This is a genomic window from Azospirillum baldaniorum (assembly GCF_003119195.2).
Lineage (GTDB): Bacteria > Pseudomonadota > Alphaproteobacteria > Azospirillales > Azospirillaceae > Azospirillum > Azospirillum baldaniorum.
In genome coordinates this window covers 190,204-212,793 of record NZ_CP022262.1, presented here as the reverse complement: position 1 = coordinate 212,793, position 22,590 = coordinate 190,204, and the positions used below count along the sequence as shown (strand labels likewise).

The following is a 22,590-nucleotide window of genomic DNA, read 5'->3' as shown; positions in this document are numbered from 1 at the left end:
CAAGCATCCCCGACGGTTGGCATTCCAAAGGCACAAAGGAACAGGAGCACCGGCATTGGGTTGATGGTGGCGGAGACGCGTCCTGCAGACGCGGATGTTCTCCGAGGCTGCGCGTTCGTCCGTCCGTCCAGGCGTTCGGGCCGTTCACCATCACGGCGGCGTGTGGCGCAAGGCGCAGCCAGCGGGCCAGACCAAGAGGAGACCTGGGTGTCGGAGCCGACCAAGACGGACAAGATCCTGACCGGAATTCCAGAATTCGACATGGTCCTGAGAGGGGGGCTGCCGCGCGCGCGGCTGCATCTTCTGGAGGGCGCGCCGGGAACCGGCAAGACGACCATCGCGCTTCAATTCCTGCTGAAGGGCCTGCGCGACGGCAAGCGGGGCCTGTATGTGACCCTATCGGAAACCGAGACGGAGTTGCGCGCCTCGGCCAAAAGCCACGGCTGGTCGCTGGACGGCATCGGCATTTTTGAACTGGTCCCGCTGGAGGCGCAGCTCGACCGCCAGCAGAGCGTGCTCTACCCGTCGGAAGTCGAGCTGGGCGAAACCATGCGCCTGATCACCGAGCGGATCGAGGCCGAGAAGCCGGACCTCGTGGTGATCGATTCCCTGTCGGAGCTGCGCCTGCTCGCCCAGGACCAGCTCCGCTACCGGCGGCAGATCCTGGCGTTGAAGCAGTTCCTGCAAGGGCGCCAGTGCACCACGCTGGCGCTGGACGACCTGACCAGCCAGACCGGTTCCATGGAGCTGCACAGTCTGATGCACGGCGTGGTCAGCCTGGAGCAGATCGAGCGTTCCTACGGCGCGGCGCGGCGGCGCCTGCGGATCGCCAAGATGCGCGGCTCCGAATACCAGAGCGGCTGGCACGATTTCGCCATCACGCCGGGCAACGTGCTGATCTTCCCGAGCCTGATCGCCGACGAGCACAAGGCGGAGTTCGAGCCGACCTCCGTGTCGAGCAGCCTGAGCGGACTGGACGAGCTGATGGGCGGCGGGTTGACGCGCGGCACGACGACCATGCTCGTCGGCCCGTCGGGCGTCGGCAAGTCGTCCATCGCCCTGCAATATGTCGCGGCGGCGGTGCGCCGTGGTGAGCACGCCGCCTATTTCTCCTTCGACGAATCCTTCGAAACGCTGTCGCTGCGCAGCACCGCGCTCGGCATCGACATCGAGGAGGCGGTGCGCAAGGGCGAACTGGGCTGGCAGCGCGCGAACCCGTCGCGCCTGTCGCCGGGCCAGTTCGTCTGGCAGGTCCGCCGCCAAGTGGAGGACCAGAAGGCGCGCGTCGTGGTGATCGACAGCCTCAATTCGTACCTCAGCACCATGCCGGAGGAAAAGGCGCTCATCCTGCAGATGCACGAGCTGCTGACCTATCTGAACAACCAGGGTGTCGTGACCATTCTGATCCTGGCCCAGCAGGGCATCGTCGGGGACATCCAGAATCCCGTGGACCTGTCCTTCATGAGCGACACCGTGGTCCTGCTGCGCTTCTTCGAGGCGGCGGGGCAGGTGCGCAAGGCGATTTCGGTGGTCAAGAAGCGCACCGGCGTCCATGAGCTGGCGATCCGCGAATTTCGGCTGTTTCCCGACGGCATGCAGATCGGCCCGCAGCTTCTGGAGTTCCAGGGGGTGCTCACCGGCGTGCCCAGCTATGACGGGTCGGCGGACCCGTTGTTGCGCGGGCGGAGCGAGACGGGCTGACCGCGGCGCATGGACGCCCCGATCCTTGTGCTCGCCCCGTATGGCCGGGACGCGGAAATTATCCGCCTCGTGCTGGACGAGGTCGGCATGACCACGCAGTTCTGCGCCGATCTGCCGGCCCTGTGCGACGGCCTGACGAGGGACGACGTCACCGCTCTGATCCTCTCTGAGGGCGCGTTGCTGGGGGCGGCGATGGAGCCTCTGGTTGCCTGTTTGGAGGCCCAGCCGCCCTGGTCGGACCTGCCAGTTCTGGTGCTCACGTCCCGCGGCAACCGGTCGGCCAGCAAGGCGCGCTGGGCACAGTTCCAGCGGCTCGGCAACGTCACGCTGCTGGACCCGCCCCTGCACGCCGAAGCGCTGCAAAGCGCTGCGCAGTCCGCGGCGCGGACCCGCCTGCGCCAATACCGCATGCGGACGCTTCTGGCCGACATCGAGCGGGCCAACGACGAGTTGGAAGGCCGGGTGGCGGAGCGCACCCGGTCCCTGCAGACCGAGATGCGGGAGCGCCGGAAGGCCGAGGAGGCGTTGCAGCAGGCCCAGAAGATGGAGGCGGTCGGCCAGCTCACCGGCGGGATCGCCCACGACTTCAACAACCTGCTGCAGGTCATGCTCGGCAACCTGCATCTGCTGCGGGGCGCGCTGTCCGCCGACGAACCGCTGCTGCGGCACGTCGCCATGTCCATCACGGCGGGCGACCGCGCCGCTGCGCTCACCCGGCACCTTTTGGCCTTCGCCCGGCGCCAGCCGCTGACGCCGCGCAGCCTGGACCTGAACGCCCTGGCCACCGCGATGAGCGGCCTGATCCAGCAATCCGTCGGCGAGTCGATCCGGGTGGAGACGGTGCTGTCCGACGGGCTCTGGCGGACCTGGGCGGACGCCAACCAGGTCGAAAGCGCCCTGCTCAACCTCGCCATCAACGCCCGCGACGCCATGCCGGACGGCGGGCTCCTGCGCGTCGAGACGAGCAACACCGTTCTGGACGAGACCATCTCGGACGCGCAGGGGGACATCCTTCCCGGCCGCTACGTCCTGCTCCGCATCACCGACACCGGAAGCGGCATGCCGCCGGACGTGCTGGAGCGGGCGTTCGAACCCTTCTTCACGACGAAGCCGATCGGCCAGGGCACCGGCCTCGGGCTGAGCCAGCTCTACGGCTTTGCGCGTCAATCGGGCGGGCACGCGGCCATCCGGTCGCAGCCCGGCCAGGGCACCACCGTCAGCCTGTACCTGCCGCAGCACGACGGTGTGGACGGCGCCGACAGCTCGGCCCCCGCTGTGGACGCGCCGTCGCAGGACCCGTCCCGCAACGATGAAACCATCCTGGTGGTCGAGGACGAGGCCCTCGTCCTGATGCTGTGGGTCGAGGCGCTGGAAGGGCAGGGATACCACGTCCTGCAGGCCGCCGAACCCGAGGCGGCGATCCGCATCCTGGAGTCGGACACGGCGATCGACCTTCTCATCACCGACGTCGGGCTGCCCGGAATGACCGGGCGGGATCTTGCGGATGTCGCGCGGGAGCTTCGCCCCGGGCTGAGGGTGCTGTTCGTGACCGGCTACGCCCATTACGCCGCCCTCGAAGCGGACAGCCTGGGAGCGGGCACGCGGATGCTCAGCAAGCCGGTCGGCGTGGACACGTTGCAGATCACCGTCCGTTGTCTGCTGGACGGGGATTCGGCCTGACGTTGCGGCGGCGGGCAAACCGGGGCGGGTGGACCGCGGCAACTCGACAAGCTCCATCCACATCGCCTACAACCGGTCATCCGTCCTGTGGGTGGAATGGAAACCGGTTTGAACGGGGCAACGTCAGCACGGCCGTCGGCCCCCCCTCTCCGTTTCGGGGAGCGGGACGGGGCGAGCGGGCATCGCGAGGAAGGCGGCGCCGCGCTTGCGGTGCGTCCGCGCCCGTCCCGCCGGCCTTCGTCCCGCTGGCGATCCCGGCTCGCCGCGACGCTGGCCGCCGTTCTTCTGCTGATCCTGGTCCAGGTCCCGGGGCAGGCGGTCGCCATGCTCTCCGCCGGTCTGGCGCAGTCCTTCTGGGCGGCGTCGATGTGCGGACCCGACGGGGCATCGGACCGGATGCCCGCCGCGCCCGGTCAGCCCAAGCACGATCTGGAGCATTGCCTGGGCTGCCAGCTCGGCTGCGCGCCTCCGGCGATGCTGACCCCGGCGGACGTTACCGTTCCGCCGCCGCGCCTGTACGGGGCGCTGCGCGCGCTTCCCCTCCGAACCCGCAAGCTCCGCCGCCGGAGCGTCCTCCGTCCGAACGCCCGTGCTCCGCCGATGATGTGTCCTGCCCTTTTCAACTGATCGTCCGATACGCCCTTTCTTGCAGGACTTCGTCATCATGAAGAAGCACGCCCTCCTTCTCGCCGCGCTGGTCGCCCTGACCGCCGTCCCCGTCCTGGCCCATGGTTTCAAGGCCGGGCCGGTCGACATCGAACATCCCTGGGCGCGCGCCACGGCGCCCTCGGCCCCGAACGGCTCGGCCTACATGGTGCTGAGCACCCACGGCCCAGACAGCGACCGCCTGCTGTCGGCCAGCACGCCCGTCGCCGACAAGGCGGAACTGCACACCCACCTGATGGACAACGGCGTCATGAAGATGCGCCAGGTCGACGCCATCGAGGTGTCGCCCGGCTCGCCGACCGCGCTACAGCCCGGCGGCCTGCACGTCATGCTGTTCGGCCTGAAGCAGCCGCTCGCTCCGGGGAAGGCGTTCCCGCTGACCCTGACCTTCGAGAAGGCCGGGCCGGTGACCGTCCAGGTGGACGTGCAGAGCGCCGGGTCCGCCGCCCCGTCCCATGGCGGTGCCGGCGGGCCGCAGGCCGGCGGCACGCAGCACAAGCACTGACGGATATGCGCCACGCCGGCCCCTTTCCAACGGCCGGCGTGGCCGCAACTGCAGGTCCGTACTGATATACCAGCATCGCATTTGACCGTCCGGCCCCAGGGGCGCAGGGTGTGGCGCGCCGGTTCGTGATGAGGACCGGCGCGCCACAGGAAGGACCGCCCGCCCATGAGCGCCGCCCGATGACCGCCACCGAAAAGGCCCTGTCCGCAGCCTCCTCCGGGCGGGCCGGCATCGCCTGGATGCTGCTGACCACGCTTCTGTTCGTGACGCAGGACGCGACCCTGCGCGTCCTGGTGCAGACCTATCCCTTCGCCGAGGTCGCCTGGGCGCGCTTCGCGGTGCATCTGGCCATCGCCTTCGCCGTGGTGGCGGTGCGTTCCCCCAGCCATTTGATCGCCAAGCGTCCGGGGATCCAGATCCTCCGCTCCGCCCTGCTGGCGGTGCTGACACTGCTGGTGGCGGTGTCCTACAAGACGCTGCCCTTCGTGGACGTGGCGGCCATCGCCAACGTGGCTCCGGTCCTGGTCACCGTCCTCTCCGTTCCGCTGCTCAAGGAGAAAGTGGGCTGGCGGCGCGGTCTGGGCGTGCTGGGCTGCTTCATCGGGGCGATGATCATCATCGGCCCGGCCAGCATCGTCTTCCAATGGGCGATCCTGCTGCCGTTGGCCGCCGCGCTGTGCAACGCGCTCTACCAGATCGTCACCCGGCTGCTGCGTGGCGGCGATTCCACCCTGACGACCTTCTTCTACACCAGCATGGCCGGTACGGTGCTCTGCGGGCTGCTGCTGCCCTTCGGCTGGGTGACGCCGGACCTGACGGGGGCGGCGCTGATGATCATGCTCGGCGTGCTGGGGGCGTGCAGCCATTACTGCCTGATCCGCGCCTATACGGTGGCGGACGCGGCGACGGTGGCGCCCTTCGGCTACACGACGCTGATCTGGGCGGTGCTCTATGGCCTGCTGGTCTTCGGGGAGTCGCCCAGCGCCTCGACCCTCGCCGGCGGTCTGGTGATCGTCGCCAGCGGCATCTACATCTTCCACCGCGAGCAGGTGCGCGCGCGCGAAGCGGCGGCCAAGGGGGCCTGAGGAGCCCTTTTTTCCCCTGAGTTCCCTATGCCGGAGGCACGTACACAGGACGTTCAGGTACCCGAAATATCACGGGCCGTACGCGTCGAACTGTAACATGCTCCGCGTACCGTACGCCGGTCGGTGAGGGCCGGCGTTTTTTCCCTTCCACAAGCAACGAGAACAGCAATGAACGGACTGCCCAAGCAGACGTGGCGCTGCCGCGTTGCCGAACTGTTGAACGATCCCGTGGTCCAGGCCGTGTTGCGCCGGGACCGCCTGACCCACGAGCAGGTTCTGGCACAGCTCACCCCCATTGCCGAGCACCTGCGCCGCAACACCTCCCCCGAACGACCCGCAAGGCGGCTTCCGCGCGAAGCCTTCTGACCTTTCCAAAGAGAAAAGGCCGCCCGGTGGAACGGGCGGCCTTCTTCTTTTACGCCGATGGGGCGGATCAGCCGGCGATCTCGAACTTGATCCCCTGGGCCAGCGGCAGAGCGCGCGAGTAGTTCACCGTCGCCGTCTGGCGGCGCATGTAGCCCTTCCAGGCGTCGGACCCGGACTCGCGCCCGCCGCCCGTCTCCTTCTCGCCGCCGAAGGCGCCGCCGATTTCCGCGCCCGACGGGCCGATGTTGACGTTGGCGATGCCGCAGTCGCTGCCCGCCGCCGACAGGAAGCTCTCGGCCTCGCGGATGTCGGTGGTGAAGATGCAGGAGGACAGGCCCTGCGGCACCGCGTTCTGCAGCGCGATGGCCTCCTCCAGCGTCTCGTAGGTCAGGACGTAGAGGATCGGGGCGAAGGTCTCGTGGCGGACGATGTCGGTCTGGCCCGGCATCTCGACGATGGCCGGCTGCACGTACCAGGCGTCCGGATACTGGTCAGCGAGCGCGCGGCCGCCGCCGGTCACGGTGCCGCCGTCGGCCTTGGCCTGCTCCAGCGCGCGCTGCATGCCGTCAAAGGCGCCCTTGTCGTTCAGCGGGCCGACCAGCACGCCGGACTCCAGCGGGTTGCCGATGGGAACGGAGGCGTAGGCGGCCTTGAGGCGCGGCAGCAGCGTGTCGCGCACGTCCTTGTGGACGATCAGGCGGCGCAGCGTGGTGCAGCGCTGGCCGCAGGTGCCCACCGCCGAGAAGACAATGGCGCGCACCGCCATGTCGAGGTCGGCCGACGGCGCCACGATCATGGCGTTGTTGCCGCCCAGCTCCAGGATCGGACGGGCGAAGCGCTCGGCCACCTTCAGCGCGACCTCGCGGCCCATGCGGGTCGAGCCGGTGGCCGACACGATGGGGACCAGCGGGCTGGCGACCAGAGCCTCGCCGACATCGCGCCCGCCGTTGACGACCTGCAGCAGGTCCGCCGGGGCGTCGCCGAAGCGGGCCACGGCGCGCTCGAAGATGCGCTGGCAGGCGAGCGCGGTCAGCGGGGTCTTCTCCGACGGCTTCCAGATCACCGGGTCGCCGCAGACCAGCGCCAGGGCGGCGTTCCAGGCCCAGACCGCGACCGGGAAGTTGAAGGCGGAGATCACCGCGCAGGGACCCATCGGGTGCCAGGTCTCGCGCATCGCGTGGCCCGGACGCTCCGACGCGATGGTCAGGCCGTAGAGCTGGCGGGACAGGCCGACCGCGAAGTCGCAGATGTCGATCATCTCCTGGACCTCGCCCAGGCCCTCCTGGAAGATCTTGCCCATCTCCAGCGTGACGAGACGGCCGAGATCCTCCTTGGCGTCGCGCAGCTCCTCGCCCAGCAGACGGACCAGTTCGCCGCGGCGCGGCGCCGGGACGGAGCGCCAGGCCTCGAAGGCGCGCTGGGCGCGGGCGGCCACCTCCGGAATCTCCGACGCCGGGGTGACCGGCGCCACGCCCAGCGCGGCGCCGTCGATGGGCGAGCGGACGGACAGGCCGGCCCCGTCGGCGGGAAGCTCAAGGCCGAGGCGGGAGAGAAGGTCGCGGTGCTGCATGGAAAAGGTCCTCGGTGTAAGGCAACCGGTGGAGGGTTAGCGCTGGCGCCCGGCGGCGCGGATGTCGGACAGGCTGCGGTTCGGCGTCAGGGCCTCGGGGTCGAGCCTGACATGCAGGATGGCCGGCCGGCCGGAGGCGCGGGCGCGCTCGAAGGCCGGGGCGAACTCCTCCGTCCGCTCCACCGTCTCGCCATGGCCGCCATAGGCGCGGGCAAGCGCGGCGAAGTCCGGATTGGTCAGGGCGGTGCCGGACACGCGGCCCGGATAGTCGCGCTCCTGGTGCATGCGGATGGTGCCGTACATGCCGTTGTCGATGACCAGCACGATGAGGTTGGCGCCCTCCTGCACGGCGGTGCCGAACTCCAGACCGGTCATCTGGAAGCAGCCGTCGCCGGCGAAGCAGACCACGTCCCGCTCCGGGTGGAGCAGCTTGGCCGCGACGGCGGCGGGCAGGCCGTAGCCCATCGAGCCGCAGACCGGTGCGGCTTGCGTGCCGAAGCGGCGGAAGCGCCAGAAGCGGTGAATCCAGGTGGCGTAATTGCCGGCGCCGTTGGTCAGGATGGCGTCGTCGGGCAGGGTGTCGCGCAGCCAGGACATGACGGCGCCCATCTGGACGGCGCCGGGGATGGTGGCCGGCGGCTCGCTCCAGGCGGTGTAGGCGGCGTGCGCGGCCTCGGCCCGACCGGCCCAGGCGGGGGAGGCCGGCGCCTCCAGCCCGGCCACGGCGTCGAGGAAGCCCCCCGGCGTGGCGTTGATGGCGAGGTCGGGGTTGTAGACGCGGCCCAGCTCCTCCGCCCCCGGATGGACGTGGATCAGGGTCTTGCCGGTCTCCGGGATGCCGAGCAGCCCGTAGCTCTGCGACGGCACCTCGGAGAAACGGCCGCCGAGCAGCAGGATCACGTCGGCGTCCTTCACCAGGGCGGTCAGCTTCGGGTTGATGCCCAGCCCGATGTCGCCCGCGTAGTTCGGGTGCGTGTGGTCGAACAGCATCTGGCGGCGGAAGGTGACGGCCACCGGCAGCGCGAAGGTCTCGGCGAAGACGTGCAGCGAGGCCACCGCGTCTTCGGTCCAGCGGGAGCCCCCGGCGATCACCAGCGGACGCTTCGCCCCGGCGAGCAGACGCCCGACCTCGGCGACCTGGGCGGGGGTGGGGGCGCTGTCCACCGGCTGGGCCGGGCGGGCGGCGGCGACGTCCGCCGTCTCCACCAGCATGTCCTCCGGCAGCACCAGGACGACCGGGCCGGGGCGGCCGGCGAGCGCGGTGTGGAAGGCGCGGCTGACCATCTCCGGCACGCGGTCGGCGCTGTCAATCTCCGCCACCCACTTGGCCATGCCGCCGAACATGAGCGTGTAGTCGACCTCCTGGAAGGCGTCGCGCCCGCGCATCCCGCGCTCGATCTGGCCGATGAACAGGATCATCGGGGTGGAGTCCTGCTGCGCCACATGGACGCCCGGCGCGGCGTTGGTGGCGCCGGGGCCGCGGGTGACGAAGCAGATGCCCGGCCGTCCGGTCAGCTTACCCTCGGCCTCCGCCATCATGGCGGCGCCGCTCTCGTGGCGGGCGTTGATCGTGCGGATCGAGGAATCGTGCAGCGCGTCAAGCACGGCGAGGTAGCTTTCGCCCGGCACGCAGAACACGCGCTCGACGCCCTGCGCCTCCAGCGCATCGACGATCAACTGGCCTCCGGTCTTCATGGCGCGCTCGTTCCTCGGCTGGGCGTTCAAATCCTCCTCAATCTGGCGGCAGGCCCGGCCCCGCGCAACCGACTTTCTTTCCCCGGGTCATGAGCTATAGTCATGACCCATGGGTCTGCAACGCCGCCTTCTCCCCTCCATGAGCGCGCTCTCCGCCTTCGAGGCGGCGGCGCGCACCGGCAGCTTCACCGCCGCGGCGCAGGAGCTGGCGCTGACCCAGGGCGCCGTCAGCCGGCAGATCAAGGCGCTGGAGGACCAGCTCGGCGTTCCGCTGTTTGTGCGCCGCGACCAGCGTGTGGCCCTGACCCCGGCCGGCGAGTCCTACGCGGCGGAGGTGCGGGAGGCGCTGCACCGGGTGGGGGCGGCGACGCTGCGGGTCATGACCGCGCCGCAGGGGGGCGTGCTGAAGCTGGCCGTTCTGCCGACCTTCGGCACGCGCTGGCTGGTGCCGCGCCTGCCCGCCTTCCAGGCGGCGCACCCGCAGGTCATCATCCATTTCATGACGAAGATGGAGCCCTTCGACTTCCGGTCGGAGGATCTGGACGCCGCCATCCATTTCGGCGCCGCCGACTGGCCGGGGGCGGTGTGCGAACGGCTGATGGAGGAGGAGGTTCTGCCGCTCTGCGCCCCGTCCTTCCTGGAGGCCCACCCGATCCGCACGGCGCCGGACCTCGTGGCGCTGCCGCTTCTGCACACCACCAGCCGTCCGGAGGCATGGCGGGACTGGTTCGCCGCCCAGGGCATCGAGCGGCACGAGGGCGCCGGCATGTTCTTCGAACAGTTCTCCACCACCGCCCAGGCGGCGATCACCGGGTTGGGGGTGGCGCTGCTGCCGACCCTGCTGGTGCAGGCCGAGATGCGGGACGGGGCGCTGGTCCCAGCGCTGGACCGGCCCTACCGGAATCCGGACCGCGCCTATCACCTCGTCCACCCCTCGTCACGGGCGCATCACCCGCCGCTGATGGCGTTCCGGGAGTGGTTGCTGGGGGCCTGCGCCTCGGCTTCCGCCGGTCGCGGCCGCTGAAGGCCCATTTCAGGATCGGCGGCTTGTCCGCCGGGCGGGTTCGTTCGGTGGTGCTCCCCCGATCCGATTCGCATCGTTGAGAGAAAATTGGGCGCTTCGGCGTGCCGGCCTCAATCTTGGTCATCATGGCGCAGGGGGAGGTCCCACTCTTGCCCGCGCGGACGTATTACAATTTGCGGTTGGCCAGGACGTAGGCGACTTTGGCTGTTATCGTGTTGTCGGCCAGCCATGTATTGAACATGCCGCCCAAGTTGTCGATCTTCGGCTTATAGGCGTTGGGGCCGTTGTTGCAGGAAGCATAGGTACCGCTGGGGCCGAGGCCGTAAGTGCCGCCACCCTCTGCTTTGATTTGACAGGGATGGTCAACAGACCACTGCTTGTAGAGCCATCCTTCGCTGTCCGTGCCAAATTCAAAAACGACACCGGGATCCGAGTTGGTGACATATTGCATCACGTAGGAAAATCGTGGGGCAATTCCAACGAAGGATTTCTCCGGCAACCCCAGTCTCGAGTAATTGCTGTTGATAAAGTCATTTGCCTGTTGGGTCGGCATGCCGCGGTACCAGAGTTTTGCCTTTTCGGCTTCAGCATCCGCGAAGGCTGCATAGTTTCTAACCAATTTCATGGCGTTGACGGTGGTGTTCTTACTGTCGAGAATCAGAATGCCTTTTTCATACATTGGGATGAGAACATCCATGTTGTTTCTTTTCAAGGTGTTGATGATATCGCTGGCGGTCATGGTGTCGGCTGCGGCGATGTTGGGCAGCAAAGCCAGGATGATGAAAAACAGGAACCTCTTCATGATTCGTCATTCCTTTCCGAAGTTGCATCGTGGGCTTCTCCGGACCCAGGCGCTTGATGCGGTGTCCGTAATGGTGTCCGTCATTCCCACAGGAAAGCAGGCGGCCTAAAGCGAACGAAAGCTTGCATTAGCGGTGGGTCCGCGGCTTTGCTGGGAGCACCCTAAGCATTGCCTTCAAAAAATGACGTCTGGATTGCGTTTTTGTGAATGGAGGCCTGCTTGTTTCTTCGCAGCAGGTCAACACACCGGCTCATTCGGAAAGCGCAGGCAATCGATCGATTTCTGGCGAGATGGTATCGATGGGCTTGGCCTACGCAAAAGGCTTGGCGTCCTTGTTGCGGGCGCGAATGAAGCGGGCAGTGGTGTCCTGTGCATCGGCAACGGATTGCAGGGTGCCGCGTGGGATGCGCCGCCCGCAGGGGCTCGCACTGCTGATCCAACCGCGCGGCGATTGTGCCAGAACAACGAAAATCGACATTATGGAGAGCGGAGATTTTAAAAGCTCGGCAGGCGAAGAATGATGTCCTTCGCCGCTGTGCCAAATCCAGAACGGACAGGTTGGCTTTGCCTGATCCGCCACCGATGGCTTGATCGGCGAAAAAAAATGGTGCCCAGGGACGGAGTCGAACCGCCGACACGGGGATTTTCAGTTGCAATCGAGCTAACTTAAGTACTTGTTTTTTATAGAATGCAACACAGCATGTGCTAAGGCTGTGCTAAGCAGCAAGTGTTATAGGACTATTTTCCTATACATCATATTGCGCGTTTGCTTGTCCCCTTATGGTGCCCCACGTTCTCAAACGGTGCAAGCGTAGTGCTTGAGCCAGAGCTATAGCTGCACCCTACAGCTCGATGATTTCCGCAAGCTGTGTATTTAGCGCTCGCGCCTTTCATCGCTCTGGCAGGCGCTTGTACCGCGGACAATGTGCCTCACTCTGAGTGAGGGCAGCGGTCTTACCACAGAGCAACCCTACACGGAATAATCCGGATGCTCATTGGCTTGCCAGTGAGCGGCGGCAAGCAGGGGTAAGAGCCACTACGTTTCCAGGACATATTGTGTTCTCGGTCAGTTCCCAAGCAGGCTCTAAGCCATAAGGCACAATCTCCCCGTCACCATGGCACAGGCTCATTATCCGCCTGATAAAATGGAATGTTGGGTATCGGAGGGATGGTTGCGGCGCAATGCGCAACGTGCATTCTCGTCCGATGTAGGGCATCAATGTATTCAGCGTCAAAACCGCTCTGCCGAAGCATATCATAATCATTTAGGAACGGAGAAATGCCATGTGGTGCGCCAATGTGGTGACGCTGCCGCATGATGTCGAATACGACATCATAAATAAATGGCTCCACGAAGCTATAAAATGTTAGTCCGCATGGCCACATTGCTATATCGTGTGCTTCCTTAAGTGCTATTGGTTTTGATACTACCCCACCAAGATCAATAACATCGGACACTGTATTCATAACGTATTCTGCTGCGTTTGCGACTTCCAAACGCCGCGCTTTAGCGCGCTCCCGCAACATGGTCTTGCGAGCAGCATCACTGACACCAATGATTTGGTCTGTAGGTGCAACAAGCAGCATATTTGCATAGACGTGTACGCCGGCTCTTAATTCCCTCAACGCAGCAGCAGTTCCTTGAGGAGTAGAGTAGAACTTTACCTGAGCTAACAGTGTTATGTACTCATTTGCAACGACAAGGTCGCTTGGGCCGTTTTTCTGAAACTCGAAATCATAGAAGCTCTCATGCCGATCAGTGCAAGCTTCTGCAATAGCGCCTTTCATTATTGCGTCTAGGTTGAAAGTCAGCGAGTGCATTTCCTCAGCGATGAAACCTGCTTTAACCGGAACGCTTTGAGAAGTCCTGGCAATCATCACAATGACGCGATGCGCGCGAGCAATCTCTTCAACAAGCTTTCGCAGCCGGTCCTCAGAATAAGCCAGCCAATTCGACCCCTCGCTATAGTTCATAAGCAAGCCCTTCTGCGCGCTTCTGGATGGCTGCCACCGCAGACGTGAGTGGCGATATCGAGTGCGAAAGCCATCAACGTATTGCCAGCGATCTTCCATTACTAACAAGAATATTCGGCCATGCTCAAGCGTGGCAATGTATGTATCGGCTAGAATGTTTAAAAATCGTGGATAGAGCTCTCCAATATGCTTTGAGCGGCGAGCGTAAAAATATGGGTCGCTTGGGCACCACAAATGAGCGAGTACAACCTCGTCAAAAGTAGTATCGTAGCCATAAAATTGAACTTCATCACATTCCAGATGATTAGAACCCGATAAGCTGTTCTTGCGCTGCCATGCTGCTGCTTAAGATGATCTGTCGCACATATCAGCGCGCATCTTGCTGACTGACGAACAGGCACTGTGTGAAGACTTTGAGCATCATTCACAAGTCGGCAGCCAAGTGGGGCAGCTTATTCAAGCCAAGGCAAAATTTGTAGAGATTGTAACAGCCAAAGGCCCTTATCATATCTACTGCTATCAATGTGCATCTTATGACCGGGACGGTACACAGCCGATGTGCCTATAGCACGCGCAGCGTTCATTGCGCTGTTAGAGTGCGTAACAAAACCGGCGTGGAGCGGTTGGGAGGGGTATGGCAGCCCCTCTTGTTTGCGACGCCCTATGGGCGATCATCGAGCCTCTGATCCCGCCGGAGCCGCCCAAGCCGAAAGGCGGCAGGCCACGCCTGGACGACCGCGCGGCGCTGACCGGCATCCTGTTTGTGCTGCGCACAGGCATTCCTTGGGAACTGCTGCCGGTGGAGATGGGGTGCGGCTCGGGCATGACCTGCTGGCGGCGGCTGCACGAGTGGCATCAGGCCGGCGTCTGGGAGCGGTTGCACCGTGTGCTGCTCGACCGGCTTGGCTACGCCAACGCCATCAACTGGGATCGCGCGGCAGTGGACAGCGCCAGCGTCCCGGCAAAAAGGGGGGCGAGGAGACCGGCCCGAACCCGACGGATCGCGGCAAGCCGGGCTCCAAGCGCCACATCCTTGTCGATGCCAACGGCATCCCCCTCGCCCTGAGGATCTCGCCGGCCAACCGGCACGACAGCAAACTCTTGGAGGCGCTGGTCGATGCCGTGCCGGCGATCCGCCAATGTGCGGGCCGGCCACGGCGCCGCCCGGCCAAGCTACACGCCGACAAGGGCTACGACTTCGCCCACTGTCGGCAGGCGCTGCGCCGGCGGGCGATCATCCCGCGCATCGCCCGGCGTGGCATCGAGAGCAGTGAGCGCCTCGGCCGACACCGATGGGTGGTCGAGCGTACGCTCGCCTGGTTCGCTCGCTTCCGTCGCCTCGCCCTACGCTACGAACGGCGCGCCGACATCTTCACAGCCTTCCACAACATCGCCGCCAGCCTCATCTGCTGGCGCTTCGTCCAGAGATGGTTCTGTTAGGCACTCTTAGCGCGATCCGCTGGATTAGCTGCTGCCGCCTTGCTGATATGGTTCCTGTCGCGAAACCTGCTGTCCAGTCCGGCCAGTTCGTTCTTCCTTCTCATCCTGCCCATAGCGGTTGCCGGGTTCCTATGGGGCTTTGGCGCTTCAACGCTAACCGCTTCTCTGGTCAATCTTGGGCTTGTCCTGCTTGTGCGTGGAGTTTTGGACACCCGCGATGTGGTCGATCTTCAGGTGTTCATGCTGGCCGCAGGAGCGACAGGCTTGCTTTTGGGGGCCTTAGGCAGCACACGCATGGAACTGCTCGGCAGGAATGCCAACTTGGTCCGCGCCATAGAGGAAGCGCCGTTGGGCATTGCCCTGCTGGAGCATCATTCTGACCGGCTGAGCGTCGCCTTCGCCAATCCGACCTTCCTTCGCTTCACCCCTGACGCCGTGCCTATTCTCCTGCGGCTTCAGCAAATCCCTGAGTTTGAGGGAGACGTGCCGTCGAGTGGACGGACGTTGCACTGGACGGTCAAGCCCGCATCAGCCTCACCACCGGGGGAGACGCTGATTGCCATTGTGCGGGACGTGACGGAGCAGCGTCGGAGGGAACACGCAGAGCAGCATCAGCGCCGCATGGTCGCCATCGGAGAAATTGCCGGCGGCATGGCGCATGAACTCAACAACCTGCTTCACCCCATCATCAATCTCAGCCAGCAAGCCCGCAAAGATGCCGTCACCAAACCAGAACGGCTCAGCAAGGCCCTCAGCATCATCGAGGACAGCGCCCGTGGGTCCGCCCGGCTGGTCCGTCAGGTACTGTCCTTTGCCCGCAATGAGGAAGAGATCGGAGGAGGCACAGAACTGGTCGCCGCTCTGCGCGACTCGATTGCGCTACTGACATCGACGCTCCCGCCCACCTTCGCAATCATGTTGACTCACGACGTGCCGGCAGCCTTGGTCAACCTGACACGGACGGAAGTCACCCAGATCGTCACGAACCTTGTGGTAAACGCGCTGGATGCGACCGACCAGAGAGGCCACGTCACCCTTCACGTCGGCCAGCCCGCAAACGGGTCCGTAACCGTGACTGTCAAGGACGATGGTCCCGGCATCTCCGCAGAGGACGCGGAGCGCATCATGGAGCCGTTCTTCACCACCAAGCCGCATGGACGCGGAACGGGCTTGGGGTTGGCGGTTGTGCGTGACCTCCTGTTGCGTCGTAATGGCTCCATCAAGCTCACCACTCAGGCTCCCCAAGGTGCATGCTTTGTGCTATCTATTCAGAGCACTGCTGAGTGAAGGCGCCATGAAGATTCTGATTGTCGATGATGCCGAGAACGTCCGCTATTCGCTACGCACCAGCCTGGAAGATGCCGGATACACTGTAGATGAAGCTGTTGATGGTGAAGAGGCGCTAAGAGCGCCTAACAGAACCATCTCTGGACGAAGCGCCAGCAGATGAGGCTGGCCGCGATATGGTGAAAGGCAGTGAAGATGTCGGCGCGCCGTTCGTAGCGGACGGCGATGCGGCGGAAGCGGGCAAACCAAGCGAGCGTACGCTCGACCACCCATCGATATCGGCCGAGACGCTCGCTGCTTTCGACGCCACGCCGGGCAATCCGCGGAATGATCGCTCGTTGGCGCAGCGCCCGCCGGCAGTGAGCGAAGTCGTAGCCCTTGTCGGCATGCAGCTTGGCCGGTCGCCGCCGGGGCCGGCCCGCACACTGGCGGATCGCCGGCACGGCATCGACCAGCGCCTCCAGCAGCTTGCTGTCGTGCCGGTTGGCTGGCGAGATCCTCAGGGCGAGCGGGATGCCGTTAGCATCGACGAGGATGTGGCGCTTGGAGCCCGGCTTGCCGCGATCCGTCGGGTTCGGGCCGGTCTCCTCACCCCCCTTTTTGCCGGGACGCTGGCGCTGTCCACCGCCGCACGATCCCAGTTGATGGCGTTGGCATAGCCGAGACGGTCGAGCAGCACACGATGCAGCCGTTCCCACACGCCAGCCCGATGCCACTCGTGCAGACGCCGCCAGCAGGTCATACCCGAGCCGCAGCCCATCTCCACCGGCAGAAGCTCCCAAGGAATACCCGTGCGCAGCACGAACAGGATGCCGGTCAGCGCAGCACGATCGCACAGCCGGGGCCGTCCGCCTTTCGGCTTGGGCGGCTCCGGCGGGATCAGAGGTTCGATGATCGCCCACAAGGCGTCGCAAACAAGAGGGGCTGCCATGCCCCTACCAACCGTTCCCAGCCGGTTTTGTTACGCACTCTAACACGGCTGCAATCTAGTGCACTGACTCATTCAGAAGGTGCAGGGAGCCGGGCGATCTTGGCGAGGATGGTGTCGGCGGGCTTGATCCAGACGAAGGGTTTGGATGCCTTGTTGTGCTCGCGGATGTAGCGGGCGATGGCGTCCTGGAGGTCGGCCACGGACTTGAAGACGCCGCGCCGAATGCGTCTGCGGGTGATGATCGAGAAGAAGCCCTCGACGGCATTGATCCAGGAGGCCGAGGTAGGCGTGAAGTGGAAGACCCAGCGCGGGTGATCAGCCAGCCATTCCAGGACCTTGGGATGCTTGTGGGTGGCGTAATTATCGACGATGGCATGGATCACCTTGCCCGCCGGGACGGCGCGCTCCACAGCGTTCAGGAACTTGATGAACTCCTTGTGGGTGTGCTTGGGCAGGCAGCGCCCGACCACCGTGCCGTCCAGCGTGTTCAGCGCGGCGAACAGCGTGGTGGTGCCGTTGCGCTTGTAGTCGTGCGTCATCGTCCCGCACTTGCCGGGCTTCAGCGGCAGGCCGGGCTGGGTGCGGTCGAGCGCCTGGATCTGGCTCTTCTCGTCGATGGACAGCACCACTGCGTGGCACGGCGGGTCCATGTAGAGCCCGACGATGTCCTCGACCTTGGCGGCAAAGGCCGGGTCGTTGGAGCGCTTGAAGGTGCGGATGCGATGGGGCTGAAGGCGATTGGCCTCCCAGATGCGCTGCACGGCGCGCAGGCTGATGCCGACCGCCTTGGCCACCGCCCGGCCGGTCCAATGCGTCACCGCGCCGGGTGGTTCCGAGCAGGTCAGCGCCAGCACCTTGGCTACCGTAGCGGTGGGCAGCGGCGCCCGCCCAGGTTTACGCGTCTTGTCGCGCAGCAGCCCGTCCACGCCCTGTTCGGCGTAGCGCACCTGCCAGCGCCAGACCGCCGGGCGGCTGACACCGGCGCGGCGCGCCACCTCCTGCACCGGTAGCCGCTCGGCCGAGAGCACGATGATGGTCGCCCGCTGCACATGCTTCTGAGGGCGGTTCCGGTCGCCGAGGATCGCGGCCAAGCGCGCGCGGTCCTCCGCTCCAACGATGATGCTGACGGTCTGGGCCATGCCGACAGAATCGCACGTCGGCCGGCCGCTGTGAATCCTATGTCTGCGTCAGTGCACTAGTGCCTTCGATCTGGTGATCGCAGACGTATGGATGCCGCGCCTGAACGGCATCGACCTTCTCCAGCGGATGCGCGCTATCCGCCCGAACACGCCCGTCTTTGTCATCACCGGGGGCGCTGCCCGCATCCCTATCGAAAGCACGGCGGCAATGGCGCGCACCTGGGGCGCTGACCATGTGTTCTATAAGCCGTTCGACAATGAAAACTTGATAGCGACTATTCGTCAGCACCGGATCGAATGACGGGCCATACCATATTTCCACTTTTCGGCTGTACGCTTCTCAGCAGAAATTGAATGTCTGCTGAGAAGCGGACGCAGAGCCTTAAGAACTGAGCTTCACAAGACCCGCATGATGCTTTGGGGCTAACGTTGCGATCATCTCCAAGAGATAGGCAGTGTTCTTTTGTGTCTCGGCGACCAATGCCGGATCAAACCCTTTGCCAGTCATATGTGAAAGATCATTAGCAAACTTGAAAATGGCAGCCTTTTTGAGAGGATCGAAGTCGATCGCGTCGAGTTTTTTGTAAAGATTGGCAGAAGAAGGCTCGTAGTATTCCAGAAATGTCTCCAAAACTTTTCGTGCGACATTGGGAATGTGATAGGCACTTTCAATTGTCCCGTCGGACTTATACGTGTAAAGCTTTTTGAAGAGGTACTGGTATTCAGAGGCATGATCCTGAAGCAGCTGATCGAGCTTGCATAGCCGTGCGTTGCGCCCGTTCTCGTTCTCCGTGCATACGACCATGTAGTATGACTTAAACCCAGCTTTCGTGGGGATTCCGTGAAACCAGTTCAGCACCAGCTTCAGGAAGTCGAAGTTGTGCGTGAGGATGATAACCTGTTTGGCATCCTTGACGGCATTCTTGAGGTAGGAGAATGCTTGGTAGATCGCTGATGAATCTAGGCTTGAGATAGGATCATCGATCACCACAACGCCTTCGGCGATATCGAAGGCCTGATCACCAAGTTGAACAAGGAAGTAGATAAAAGCGATTGCCATTTTCTCGCCTTCACTTAGGCGCTTGGCTGGCTTCCCTCTGCGGTAAACCAAGTATCCCTGGTCCGCTGAGGCAAATGAAAGCTCTGTACGCCCAAGAAAATTTTGTAACCTCCTGGTGATGTCTTCGCCAGCTTTGTGTGCATTCGCAACTTTAGCTCGCTTTTCAGTGATCGATTTTTCGAGATCTTCAAGAGTACGCGCCAAAAACGGCTCTAATGCACCGTCTTTGAGGTCCTCAATGACCTTCCTGGCTTTGGTGATCTCGTCGTCCAGTGCAATGACCTGGGGTGAAATCGATAACAGGTAGCTCATTTCAATGGCGTCGCGCGCCTTTGCCTTCTCGGCATCAAAAGCAAAGGTTTTCTGATTGTGGCGATCACACAGCGCCTCAGTTCTCGTAAGCGCTACCGATAGGCCTGAGAAATCTGTTGTCAGGCTCACCTCATAAGACCTCGTGCGCTGCGTAAGCTTTTGCATGAGCGCGGCATCAGCATCATCAACAAATTTCAGCGCGCTCGCCTTTGCGTTTTCGAGCGCGAGCGAAGTGGCTTCGGCTTCCTCCCGCAGCTCGGAATAGAATTGCGCCTTTGCTGGAATGACCAACTGATGAATGTAGTCTCGTACAACGTCGAGATGCTTCTGCTCAGCCTCGATATCGAATTTCAGGTTCTGATCTTCGTCACTGAAATGGCCTACCAACTGCTTCATGCGCGCGGTAGGCAACATCTGGTCGCAAAACTCACAACGCTCAGACTTGTGATCGCGATGGATAGCAATACCGCGCTCAACCCAATCATAGAGGTCGCCATTCTCTTCAAGGCGAGCAATCACAGCTGACTGGGCGGTGCGCGCGGTGAGAGCGCTTACATCGGAGGCAATAGCACTGAGGATCTCCAACAGATTTCGGCTGGCGCCGTCAACGCTGTTCTCAAGGGGGAGAGTCGCGCATTGAACGGCCTCAAGCTGCTCCTGATGTAAGGTCGTGCGATAGACTACAAGTTCGGCATCGGATGGCTTCTTAAAGTTTTTCAGCTTGCGGTAGGCTGCTTCGGCATCGGGCTTACGATAGCTCCGCAACGTTGCGCCGCTGGTCGCTTCGCCGATCGTCTTTGCAATAGCCGAAAATAGCTTTCCCCGATCGCTCTCCAATTTTGTGATGGCATCTGTTGCAGCCTTGATCCCCTTGAGCCGTTCTGTATAAGCGGCCTGTTCGTCAGCAACTTCCTGCGCGAGAGCCATATTATCTTCCCCAACGATTAGGATGTGAGGGATATGTCCCTCACACTGGCCGATATTTGCCTCGACATAGTCGGCGTTGAAGACCCGGACTTTCCTTGGATAGTTTTGTCCGTGCGTCAAAGCGCCCAACTGCGTAGTAATGGAGTATTTTAGATCGGGGTATTCAAGATGCCTGCCGGTCGGGAGAGTTGCGAACAGCCGCGACAGCGTCGTTTTACCCGAGCCGTTATCACCGTAAATTACGTTAAAGCGCTGAAACTCCGGCAGGTTGTTCGCGGCACTGTACTTGGAGAAAATCCCGAGATTCTCAATTACCTTGAGCGACGTCAGCATGGGTGGTCTCTATGCGAAATTATTGCATCAAAATTACCTATAAAACAAAGAATTGAGAATTGGAACCTCCACTTTAAGGGAGAGTAGCATCCATGATGAACGTCGAAGTGGCACTACAGGGACAGAAGGGGCGCAAAAAGGTTCTGGATTGCAGTATCGTCGAAGGTTTCGTTCTCCCGCTTTCCACGGCCAACTTCAGGTGCTTCAGCGATTGTGGCTTCTTCCTCAATGGCCTCGATCCGCTCTTTCACAGCCTTTTCGGCCCGTTCCACGATGGATTTCGGGATCCCTACTCGGAGAGCAAGAGCGCCCAAATAGCCCATGTAATCGTTCAGCGTGGACTCTGAATCCAGCTCTACAACGCGGTCCGATATTTCCTCAAATTCGCGAACGATGGCATGCTCCATTGCCTTCATGATGTGTGAAGAGACGCTTGTGCTGTTCTCCTCAATCGCATCGGAGATTTTCTTAAGGTCGTCCATTCCCATGTGGCCGTTGAGCATGTCGATGAGGCCGGCCTCTAGATGCCCAACCATTACCTCAACAAAAGGAGCGTCTTCGAAATTGAAGGGATCGAGCAGCTCGCACAGGAGTTCGACCATCTCCGCTCCATCCCGCCAAGGGCTAAATCCGTCTGGAGGAGTTGCCGCCAGTTCAAGCGCAAGAACCGCGAACCTGGCTTCTCCGCTAGCCGTCCACCAATCCAGAAGCAGCTTGAGCCTATCAGTGATCCCTATATCCGACACGATGTATGAACCGGGCTCGTCCAGGCTTGGGGACCATACCCTGATGATCGGAAAATTTTCAGCCACATACTGGAATGCAAGTGCTAGACTTCGCCGCTCAAGCGTGTTGAGCCTGTCTTTACTCCCAAAATCCCAGACCGCTTTGGCATAGTTGGCTTTTTGTGCAGAACGAGCGAGATCTTCCAACAGCGTGAAGTCATTTAAATACTCTGCCATATAGTCACGAATCGAAGGATTGATATAGCTGATCAACTTGCCGCTGATTTTGATGAAACTGCCTTCCAGTATTCGTATCGCCTCCTCGAAATCTTTTGGATTATGCGCAACGCCGTAGCGTGCGCACAGGGCCGTATGCAACGGATCATAGGCTTGGCGGAGCGTATCGCGTTCCACGCCGTACTCGGAGCAGAAAAACATCGCGAAAACAAGGTGGCGACACTTGTCATCGATATGGGTTCGAAACGCGTGGTCCCACAGCTGCGAAGGATTCTTAGAGTGCCTAAGAGCGCCTAACAGAACCATCTTTGGACGAAGCGCCAGCAGATGAGGCTGGCGGCGATGTGGTGAAAGGCGGTGAAGATGTCGGCGCGCCGTTCGTATCGGACGGCGATGCGGCGGAAGCGGGCGAACCATGCGAGCGTCCGCTCGACCACCCATCGGTGTCGGCCAAGACGCTCGCTGCTCTCGACGCCACGCCGGGCGATCCGCGGAATGATCGCTCGTTGGCGCAGCGCCCGCCGGCAGTGTGCAAAGTCGTAGCCCTTGTCGGCGTGCAACTTGGCCGGGCGGCGCCGTGGCCGGCCCGCACACTGGCGGATCGCCGGCACGGCATCGACCAGCGTCTCCAGCAGCTTGCTATCGTGCCGGTTGGCCGGCGAAATCTTCAGGGCGAGTGGGATGCCATTGGCATCGACGAGGATGTGACGCTTGGAGCCCGGCTTGCCGCGATCCGTCGGGTTCGGGCCAGTCTCCTCGCCCCCCTTTTTGCTGGAACGCTGGCGCTGTCCACCGCCGCCCGATCCCAGTTGATGGCGTTGGCATAGCCGAGCCGGTCGAGCAGCACGCGATGCAGTCGCTCCCATACCCCGGCCCGATGCCACTCGTGCAGACGCCGCCAGCAGGTCATCCCCGAGCCGCAGCCCATCTCCACCGGCAGAAGCTCCCAAGGGATGCCCGTGCGCAGCACGAACAGGATGCCGGTCAGCGCCGCACGATCGTCCAACCGGGGCCGTCCGCCTTTTGGCTTGGGCGGCTCCGGCGGGATCAGCGGTTCGATGATCGCCCACAAGGCGTCGGAAACAAGAGGGGCTGCCATGCCCCTACCAACCGTTCCTGGCCGGTTTTGTT

19 protein-coding genes are annotated in these 22,590 nt (G+C 63.0%); 10 read left to right on the top strand and 9 right to left on the bottom strand.

All coding sequences use genetic code 11. The features are described from left to right. The first annotated feature begins 207 nt into the window (after positions 1-207). The 6 genes from Sp245p_RS32400 to Sp245p_RS32375 all read left to right on the top strand — a co-directional run bounded on the left by Sp245p_RS32400 (position 208) and on the right by Sp245p_RS32375 (position 6,003). Positions 208-1,701, top strand: a complete 1,494-nt coding sequence (locus Sp245p_RS32400; RefSeq protein ID WP_014200247.1) for an ATPase domain-containing protein — start codon at positions 208-210, stop codon at positions 1,699-1,701. A 9-nt stretch (positions 1,702-1,710) separates the two neighbouring features. Further along, positions 1,711-3,381: an ATP-binding protein gene (locus Sp245p_RS32395; protein ID WP_014200248.1), complete on the top strand. Its 1,671-nt coding sequence runs from the start codon at positions 1,711-1,713 to the stop codon at positions 3,379-3,381. Between the two features lie 210 nt (positions 3,382-3,591). Further along, positions 3,592-4,008 carry a DUF2946 family protein gene (locus Sp245p_RS32390; protein ID WP_041814413.1) on the top strand — a complete coding sequence of 139 codons (417 nt, stop codon included), beginning with the start codon at positions 3,592-3,594 and terminating at the stop codon, positions 4,006-4,008. Between the two features lie 37 nt (positions 4,009-4,045). Next, positions 4,046-4,552 carry a copper chaperone PCu(A)C gene (locus Sp245p_RS32385; RefSeq protein WP_041814693.1) on the top strand — a complete coding sequence of 169 codons (507 nt, stop codon included), beginning with the start codon at positions 4,046-4,048 and terminating at the stop codon, positions 4,550-4,552. A gap of 179 nt (positions 4,553-4,731) precedes the next feature. After that, the gene (locus tag Sp245p_RS32380) at positions 4,732-5,637 is read left to right on the top strand and encodes a DMT family transporter (protein WP_014200252.1); all 906 of its coding nucleotides are present in this window, start codon (positions 4,732-4,734) and stop codon (positions 5,635-5,637) included. 168 nt (positions 5,638-5,805) lie between these two features. Beyond that, positions 5,806-6,003, top strand: coding sequence for a hypothetical protein (locus tag Sp245p_RS32375; protein WP_014200253.1), 198 nt, complete (start codon positions 5,806-5,808; stop codon positions 6,001-6,003). 67 nt (positions 6,004-6,070) lie between these two features. Here Sp245p_RS32375 and amaB read toward each other — a convergent pair whose 3' ends face one another. Together amaB and Sp245p_RS32365 are read right to left on the bottom strand one after the other, a co-directional pair. Next, entirely contained in the window at positions 6,071-7,573 is a 1,503-nt protein-coding gene (gene amaB / locus Sp245p_RS32370; protein WP_014200254.1) for an L-piperidine-6-carboxylate dehydrogenase, read from the bottom strand. 36 nt (positions 7,574-7,609) lie between these two features. Beyond that, a complete protein-coding gene (locus tag Sp245p_RS32365) occupies positions 7,610-9,268 on the bottom strand; it encodes a thiamine pyrophosphate-binding protein (RefSeq protein WP_109139280.1) in 1,659 nt (552 codons plus the stop codon). A 109-nt stretch (positions 9,269-9,377) separates the two neighbouring features. Between Sp245p_RS32365 and gcvA the strand changes: the two genes are divergently transcribed. Continuing rightward, entirely contained in the window at positions 9,378-10,292 is a 915-nt protein-coding gene (gene gcvA, locus Sp245p_RS32360; RefSeq protein ID WP_014200255.1) for a transcriptional regulator GcvA, read from the top strand. Positions 10,293-10,458: 166 nt separating this feature from the next. Here the strand turns inward: gcvA and Sp245p_RS32355 are convergent, their stop codons facing one another. Together Sp245p_RS32355 and Sp245p_RS32350 are read right to left on the bottom strand one after the other, a co-directional pair. Next, the gene (locus Sp245p_RS32355; RefSeq protein ID WP_014200256.1) at positions 10,459-11,094 is read right to left on the bottom strand and encodes a hypothetical protein; all 636 of its coding nucleotides are present in this window, start codon (positions 11,092-11,094) and stop codon (positions 10,459-10,461) included. A gap of 1,110 nt (positions 11,095-12,204) precedes the next feature. After that, positions 12,205-13,068 carry a hypothetical protein gene (locus Sp245p_RS32350; protein ID WP_129557295.1) on the bottom strand — a complete coding sequence of 288 codons (864 nt, stop codon included), beginning with the start codon at positions 13,066-13,068 and terminating at the stop codon, positions 12,205-12,207. A gap of 634 nt (positions 13,069-13,702) precedes the next feature. Here Sp245p_RS32350 and Sp245p_RS32345 point away from each other — a divergent pair. Both Sp245p_RS32345 and Sp245p_RS32340 read left to right on the top strand, forming a co-directional pair. Next, positions 13,703-14,508, top strand: a protein-coding gene (locus Sp245p_RS32345) for an IS5 family transposase (protein ID WP_088123918.1) whose coding sequence is annotated in 2 segments (ribosomal slippage) — positions 13,703-14,030 and positions 14,030-14,508 — 807 coding nt in all. Because the reading frame shifts where the segments join, the coding sequence is not laid out codon by codon here. Positions 14,509-14,547: 39 nt separating this feature from the next. Beyond that, a complete protein-coding gene (locus Sp245p_RS32340; RefSeq protein ID WP_041814724.1) occupies positions 14,548-15,795 on the top strand; it encodes a sensor histidine kinase in 1,248 nt (415 codons plus the stop codon). Between the two features lie 125 nt (positions 15,796-15,920). On the opposite strand, the gene Sp245p_RS32330 is transcribed toward Sp245p_RS32340, so the two are convergent. Then, positions 15,921-16,726, bottom strand: a protein-coding gene (locus Sp245p_RS32330; RefSeq protein ID WP_088123925.1) for an IS5 family transposase whose coding sequence is annotated in 2 segments (ribosomal slippage) — positions 15,921-16,399 and positions 16,399-16,726 — 807 coding nt in all. Because the reading frame shifts where the segments join, the coding sequence is not laid out codon by codon here. A 68-nt stretch (positions 16,727-16,794) separates the two neighbouring features. Further along, positions 16,795-17,865, bottom strand: coding sequence for an IS630-like element ISAzba6 family transposase (locus tag Sp245p_RS32325; RefSeq protein WP_014198268.1), 1,071 nt, complete (start codon positions 17,863-17,865; stop codon positions 16,795-16,797). A gap of 34 nt (positions 17,866-17,899) precedes the next feature. Here Sp245p_RS32325 and Sp245p_RS32320 point away from each other — a divergent pair, with 34 nt between their 5' ends. Next, positions 17,900-18,166 carry a response regulator gene (locus tag Sp245p_RS32320; protein WP_145644933.1) on the top strand — a complete coding sequence of 89 codons (267 nt, stop codon included), beginning with the start codon at positions 17,900-17,902 and terminating at the stop codon, positions 18,164-18,166. An 81-nt stretch (positions 18,167-18,247) separates the two neighbouring features. Here Sp245p_RS32320 and Sp245p_RS32315 read toward each other — a convergent pair whose 3' ends face one another. The 3 genes from Sp245p_RS32315 to Sp245p_RS32305 form a co-directional block, all read right to left on the bottom strand. Further along, the gene (locus Sp245p_RS32315) at positions 18,248-20,497 is read right to left on the bottom strand and encodes an AAA family ATPase (protein WP_014239145.1); all 2,250 of its coding nucleotides are present in this window, start codon (positions 20,495-20,497) and stop codon (positions 18,248-18,250) included. A gap of 113 nt (positions 20,498-20,610) precedes the next feature. Then, complete coding sequence (locus Sp245p_RS32310; protein ID WP_129557294.1) at positions 20,611-21,636, bottom strand: hypothetical protein; 1,026 nt, start codon at positions 21,634-21,636, stop codon at positions 20,611-20,613. Positions 21,637-21,752: 116 nt separating this feature from the next. Then, positions 21,753-22,558, bottom strand: a protein-coding gene (locus tag Sp245p_RS32305; RefSeq protein WP_088123915.1) for an IS5-like element ISAzba7 family transposase whose coding sequence is annotated in 2 segments (ribosomal slippage) — positions 21,753-22,231 and positions 22,231-22,558 — 807 coding nt in all. Because the reading frame shifts where the segments join, the coding sequence is not laid out codon by codon here. Positions 22,559-22,590 lie beyond the last annotated feature (32 nt).

Excerpts from the sequence above, each read along its gene's own strand:
- Sp245p_RS32380 (WP_014200252.1), top strand. The coding sequence starts at position 4,732 with ATGACCGCCACCGAAAAGGCCCTGTCCGCAGCCTCCTCCGGGCGGGCC.
- Sp245p_RS32395 (WP_014200248.1), top strand. The coding sequence starts at position 1,711 with ATGGACGCCCCGATCCTTGTGCTCGCCCCGTATGGCCGGGACGCGGAA.
- Sp245p_RS32385 (WP_041814693.1), top strand. The coding sequence starts at position 4,046 with ATGAAGAAGCACGCCCTCCTTCTCGCCGCGCTGGTCGCCCTGACCGCC.
- Sp245p_RS32375 (WP_014200253.1), top strand. The coding sequence starts at position 5,806 with ATGAACGGACTGCCCAAGCAGACGTGGCGCTGCCGCGTTGCCGAACTG.
- Sp245p_RS32350 (WP_129557295.1), bottom strand. The coding sequence starts at position 13,068 with ATGAACTATAGCGAGGGGTCGAATTGGCTGGCTTATTCTGAGGACCGG.
- Sp245p_RS32315 (WP_014239145.1), bottom strand. The coding sequence starts at position 20,497 with ATGCTGACGTCGCTCAAGGTAATTGAGAATCTCGGGATTTTCTCCAAG.
- Sp245p_RS32325 (WP_014198268.1), bottom strand. The coding sequence starts at position 17,865 with ATGGCCCAGACCGTCAGCATCATCGTTGGAGCGGAGGACCGCGCGCGC.
- Sp245p_RS32355 (WP_014200256.1), bottom strand. The coding sequence starts at position 11,094 with ATGAAGAGGTTCCTGTTTTTCATCATCCTGGCTTTGCTGCCCAACATC.
- gcvA (WP_014200255.1), top strand. The coding sequence starts at position 9,378 with ATGGGTCTGCAACGCCGCCTTCTCCCCTCCATGAGCGCGCTCTCCGCC.
- Sp245p_RS32365 (WP_109139280.1), bottom strand. The coding sequence starts at position 9,268 with ATGAAGACCGGAGGCCAGTTGATCGTCGATGCGCTGGAGGCGCAGGGC.
- amaB (WP_014200254.1), bottom strand. The coding sequence starts at position 7,573 with ATGCAGCACCGCGACCTTCTCTCCCGCCTCGGCCTTGAGCTTCCCGCC.